Here is a 2,315-nt window from a genome sequence, read left to right on the forward strand (position 1 = left end):
TGTCTGGACGGAAGAGGAGCCCGGCCCCCCGGAGACGGTGCGCCTCCGGGTCAGTCCCGGCCTTGCCCACAAGTTCCGCGTCACCCGCTACCACCTCAGTCAGGCCGTAAAGGAGCTGCCGGACGGGGGCATCGAGGTGCGTTTTGAGGTGGCCGGCGCCGGGGAGATGATCCCCTGGCTCTTGAGTTGGGGCGCGGCGCTCGAGGTGCTGGAACCTGAGTGGCTCCGGGAGACAATGATTGAGGTCCTGGAGGAGATGCTCGCGCGCTCCCGGCGCAGCCCCGGGGAGGTGAAGGCATGAAACCGGGGTTCCACCTCACCCGGAACGGCAGCAGGACGGTCTGGGTCGAGTACGGCCCGGAGGAGTACCGGGCGCTCTGGGGAGGAAATGAAGAAGATTACTTCGACTACCTCGCCGGGGTGTTAGAGTCGTACAAGGAGCTGAGTGAGGTGTGCCCCGACTCGTGGCTTGTGCGGGTCCCCTTCGACCTCGAGGACTACAGCGCCTGGGCGCGCGAGCACCCCGGGGAAGCGGCCGGGTCGGACGCCCACCTCGTTTGGGCGGTCGAAGTCGCCCGGAGCTCGGAGCGCCTCGCGGCCCTGCGGGAGCGACACCGGCACAAGTGCTCTGTTCCCTCGCGGCCCCCCTTCCAAAGACCACCGGTTAGCCGATTTGGTTTCTGAAGCAATGCGCGGGTTGTTGCGCTCTCAGCGGGCCAATAACTCCTCAGCAATCTCAATTAGCATTTCCTGGTTCTTGATGTCAGTCAGGCGTCTTATCTTGAACTCTGCTCCGTTGCACCAGTAGTCTCCCGCTGAGGGATCGGTCTCAAATACAAGTTCTTCGTTGAAGCGATAAGACGGACTACAATTCATCTTTTGCAGTATCTGGTCTGGGAGCAGCTTCAGGATGTGGTGAGGCCATGCGCGGCGAGCGTATAGATTACGACGAAGGTAATCTTCGTCACGGGGCTGGTAGACTCCTGTGATAAACAGCAGGGGAAAATAGGGATCAACCCCCAACTCGTTACAGACAGCGTAATAGTCGCGGCTCTTGAAGGCCGCGTTACTCACGGGGCACTTAAAAGATGTCATATGAGCAGGTCTCACATGGCCCACTCATACAGTTTCTTCAAGACGGTAGCTCATCGCTGATTATTGCTCCTAATTACAGGATATGGTATACTGGACAACGAGGTGAAATCCAATGGCAGTTGAACGTTTGGTTGAGGAAATCAAAACAATCATAAGCGGGTGAAAGCATTGCCTGAATATGTGGTGGACTCATCGTTCTTAATCTCGCTGTCCAGGATTAACGCCCTCCAGTTGATTAAGCTGCTGCCCGGGCCTGCCCTGTGCCCGGAGGAAGTGTACCAGGAAGTTGTTGAAACAGGTTTACACCGGGGCTACGCCGATGCGTTTCTGATCAGCCGTGAAGTCTTTCTCCCCGAACCACCCCTGGTCAAAAGCGTGGCGGTATCAAATCGCCTGGGAACAAAAGGAATATCACCGGTGGATGATAGCGTTTTATCCCTGGCTTTTCAGCGAAAGGCCGTCCTGTTGACGGATGATATAAGGTTGCGTAAAAAGGCTCTTGGAGCCGGCCTGAAGGTTCATACCTCGCCGGAATTCCTTCTGTACTATCTTAACTATGACAGTTTCAAATCGGCCCTTGATGGTTTGGTAAAACACAGGCGACTGGACGAAAAAATAGCAAAACTTTACCTGGAGGCCAAGAGACAATGGAAAAAAGAGTAAGAATAAGCACCGAGTTTGATCCGGTGCTCTTAAAAAGGTTGGACGCATATGCTTCCAAAAGGTACCTGGACCGTTCATCCGCCCTTCAGCAATTAGTTTCCTTTGCGCTACGTGAAATCTACAAAAAAGAGGCCGTACAGGCTTACCGGGAGGGCCGGATGACTATCCGGCAGTGCGCAGATATGCTGGGAGTCGATTACTTTGAAATGAACGAAATTCTCAAGTCTGAAAATATAAATATCATACCCGAACCCGAACAAGGCCTGGCAACACTGTTGCCGGAATTGGAAGATTCCTTTGGGAAAAACCCGTAAACCATATGCATTACCGGGCTTGTACCCTCACACAGAATGTTTTATAGCCGTAACAACCCCTCACGTGGTTGATCCCAAAAACCCGGGAGCGGTGGATGAAATCGTGCATCTGGGGGACCACTGGAACCCGGTCATCCCCGGGCTGAAACTGGCGGTGGTCAACTCCGTGGAGCCCCACTATTATAAACCCCAAGACGGCGACGTGGTTGTGGATACCATGACCTGTGTCAGGCCCGTGTCCGA

The 2,315-nt window shown here is 54.9% G+C and carries 5 protein-coding genes; 4 read left to right on the plus strand and 1 reads right to left on the minus strand.

What is annotated here, in order from left to right:
* A partial coding sequence (locus J2Z49_RS14620; RefSeq protein ID WP_307403912.1) for a WYL domain-containing protein occupies positions 1 to 301 on the plus strand: 301 nt, incomplete at its 5' end.
* A complete protein-coding gene (locus J2Z49_RS14625) occupies positions 298 to 684 on the plus strand; it encodes a hypothetical protein (protein ID WP_307403914.1) in 387 nt (128 codons plus the stop codon). The genes J2Z49_RS14620 and J2Z49_RS14625, both read left to right, overlap by 4 nt.
* Positions 685 to 708: 24 nt before the next feature.
* On the opposite strand, the gene J2Z49_RS14630 is transcribed toward J2Z49_RS14625, so the two are convergent.
* Entirely contained in the window at positions 709 to 1,074 is a 366-nt protein-coding gene (locus J2Z49_RS14630; protein ID WP_307403916.1) for a hypothetical protein, read from the minus strand.
* A gap of 189 nt (positions 1,075 to 1,263) precedes the next feature.
* Between J2Z49_RS14630 and J2Z49_RS14635 the strand changes: the two genes are divergently transcribed.
* On the plus strand, positions 1,264 to 1,758 hold the full coding sequence (locus J2Z49_RS14635; RefSeq protein WP_073167743.1) for a hypothetical protein: 495 nt from the start codon (positions 1,264 to 1,266) through the stop codon (positions 1,756 to 1,758).
* A complete protein-coding gene (locus tag J2Z49_RS14640; protein ID WP_073167745.1) occupies positions 1,743 to 2,072 on the plus strand; it encodes a UPF0175 family protein in 330 nt (109 codons plus the stop codon). Before J2Z49_RS14635 ends, J2Z49_RS14640 begins: the two co-directional genes overlap by 16 nt.
* The last annotated feature ends 243 nt before the right edge of the window (positions 2,073 to 2,315 follow it).

The sequence above is a fragment of the Desulfofundulus luciae genome (assembly GCF_030813795.1).
GTDB classification, from domain to species: Bacteria; Bacillota; Desulfotomaculia; order Desulfotomaculales; family Desulfovirgulaceae; genus Desulfofundulus; species Desulfofundulus luciae.